General features: G+C 75.9%; 3 protein-coding genes. 2 read left to right on the top strand and 1 reads right to left on the bottom strand.

The window, feature by feature from the left end; translation table 11 throughout:
• Positions 1-275, top strand: a 275-nt coding sequence (locus AC5FZL_RS16365; RefSeq protein ID WP_493619938.1) for a DbpA RNA binding domain-containing protein, incomplete at its 5' end; no start/stop codon positions are given.
• 145 nt (positions 276-420) lie between these two features.
• The gene (locus AC5FZL_RS16360; RefSeq protein ID WP_493619937.1) at positions 421-2,019 is read left to right on the top strand and encodes a methyl-accepting chemotaxis protein; all 1,599 of its coding nucleotides are present in this window, start codon (positions 421-423) and stop codon (positions 2,017-2,019) included.
• A gap of 18 nt (positions 2,020-2,037) precedes the next feature.
• Here AC5FZL_RS16360 and AC5FZL_RS16355 read toward each other — a convergent pair.
• The coding region (locus AC5FZL_RS16355; protein WP_493619936.1) for an MFS transporter at positions 2,038-2,636 on the bottom strand (599 nt) is incomplete at its 5' end.

Below are 2,636 nucleotides of genomic sequence, written 5' to 3'. Positions count from 1 at the left end.
GGAAGTCGGGCAAGCGCTCCCTGCCGGGGGAGACCACCCGGCTGTGGATCGGCCTCGGGAAGACCACCGGCGTGCGCCCCCAGGACCTCGTGGGAGCGATCGCCAACGAGTCGAGCCTGAGCGGCAAGCAGATCGGCGCGATCCAGGTCAGCGAGCGGTTCTCCCTCGTCGAGGTGCCGGCGAGCTCCGCGGACGACGTCGTCGAGGCCCTGCGCGGCAGCATCATCCGCGGGCGCAGGGCCACCGTGCGGCGCGAGCGCGACGACCGCGGCTGAGCCACCGGGGTCGTCGCCGCTCCTCCCGTGCTCGGGGGCTCAAGGCCGGTGGGCCCGTGCCGATGCAGTCGGGGATGGCACCGGCTCGCGGTGCCCGCCGACCGGCCGACGCGCCCCCGGCACGGACGAGGAGCACCTGATCGAGATGGCTCGGACCACCCGCCTGCGAGGCGCCTTCAGCAACCGACCGGTCGCCCAGCGCGTGGCCGCCTCCGTCGTCCTCGGCCTGGTCGCCACCGGCGCCGTGGCCGGCGTCGCGCTGACCCAGCTCGCCGAGGCGCGCGACGCCGCGTCGGAGATCCGCTCGGTCTCCGACGTCCAGGAGCAGGCCCTGCAGCTGCGCACCATGCTGGAGCAGGCGCGCTTCTCCGGCACCATCGCCTCCTGGGTCCCCGCCCCGCCGGAAGCGGGCCTGGGCGACGCGTACCTCGCCGATGCGGTGGCCGTTGACGAGCTGCTCGCCGGCCACCAGGCCGCGGTGTCGCCAGCCGAGCGCGAGCGGATGCAGCCGCTCGTCGACGCCTGGGAGCAGTGGAAGGCCGCCGAGGCGACGCTCATCGCCACCGGGCAGGCTGGCGACGTGGTCACCGGCTCCACGGTCTACACCGAGCAGAGCCTGCCGGCCTGGGACGCCCTCGACGCGCTGCTGGACGCCAACTCCACGGCGAACGCCGAGGCCGCTGCGGACGCCGCGGCCGGGGCGCAGGACGCCTACGAGCGCGGTCGCCTCTTCGTCCTGGGGATCTCCGCGGTCGGCGGCCTGCTGGCCCTCGCGCTCGGCCTCGTGGTCTCGCGCGGCATCACCCGCCCCGTCAAGGAGGTCGGCCGCGTGCTGGCCGCCCTGCGCGAGGGCGACCTGACCCAGGAGCCCGCCGTGCACAGCGACGACGAGCTGGGCCGGATGGCCGGCGCGCTGCGCGAGGCCGTGGCCTCGATCCGCCAGACCCTGCGCGGAGTGGGAGAGAGCTCGGGCTCCCTGGCCGCCGCCGCGGAGCAGATGGCCGCGACCTCCGCCTCGATCGCCGACTCCGCCCAGGAGTCCGCCGCCCAGGCCGGGGTGGTCTCCTCAGCCGCCGGCGAGGTGGCCCGCAACGTGCAGACCGCGGCGGCCGGCGGCGAGCAGATGGGCGCCTCGATCCGCGAGATCGCCCAGAACGCCAACGACGCCGCGCGCGTGGCCGCCGAGGCCGTGCAGGTCGCCGAGACCACCACCGCGACCGTGACCACGCTGGGGGAGTCCAGCCGGGAGATCGGCGACGTCGTCAAGGTCATCACCTCGATCGCCGAGCAGACGAACCTGCTCGCGCTCAACGCGACCATCGAGGCGGCCCGGGCCGGGGAGGCCGGCAAGGGCTTCGCGGTCGTCGCCAACGAGGTCAAGGAGCTCGCGCAGGAGACCGCACGGGCGACGGAGGACATCGGCCGCCGGGTGCACGCGATCCAGGGCGACACCTCCGGCGCGGTGGAGGCGATCGGCCGGATCAGCGAGATCATCGCCCGGATCAGCGACTTCCAGACCACCATCGCCAGCGCCGTGGAGGAGCAGACCGCGACGACGAACGAGATGTCGCGCTCGGTCTCCGAGGCCGCGGGCGGCGTGGGGGAGATCGCCACGAACATCACCGGCGTGGCCGCTGCCGCGCGCGGCACGACCGAGGGCGTCACGCAGTCGCAGGAGGCCGTGGCCGAGCTGGCCCGCATGTCGAGCGAGCTGCAGACCCTGGTCGGCCGCTTCCAGTACTGACGCCGGGCGCGCCGCCGCTCACGCCCCCGTCCGGGCCTCCTCCTCGGAGGGCTCGGACGGGGGCGTGATGCGTCCGGCCAGCACGACGACCACGAGCGCGGCCGCCACGAGCAGCCAGAGGGCCCCGCGCAGGCCGACCACCCCGGCCAGCGCCCCGATCAGCGGCGGGCCGATGAGGAAAGCGGGCCACTGCCCCACGACGACGACGGCGATCCCCTGCCCCGGCGCGGTGCCGGGCTGGTCGCCCGCGATGCCGAACACGGTCGGGATCACGCAGGCCGCCCCGAGCCCGAGCAGGGCGAACCCGGTGAACGCCGCTGCCGGCGTCCCGGCGACGAGGGCCAGCGCCAGGCCGACCGCGGCCAGCGCCGCCGAGGCGCGCACGGCGCCGGCCCGCCCCAGCCGCTGGACCGCACGGTCACCGCCGAGACGGCCCACGGTCATGGCCAGGGAGAAGCAGACCAGGGTCGCCGCGCCGGCGGCCGCTCCGGCGCCCAGGGCGTCGGAGGTGTACAGCGCGCTCCACTGCACGGCCGAGCCCTCGATGAGGGAGGCCAGCAGGGCGACGGCGGCGAGCAGCGCCAGCTGCGGGGTCACGCGGGCGCGTCCCGACGGGC

It is taken from the genome of Quadrisphaera sp. DVD1 (genome assembly GCF_058932755.1).
This window is presented reverse-complemented; position numbering and strand designations above follow the sequence as displayed.

What these genes read in the sequence shown, in the direction of transcription:
- AC5FZL_RS16360 (WP_493619937.1), top strand. Translation starts at nt 421, where the DNA reads ATGGCTCGGACCACCCGCCTGCGAGGCGCCTTCAGCAACCGACCGGTC.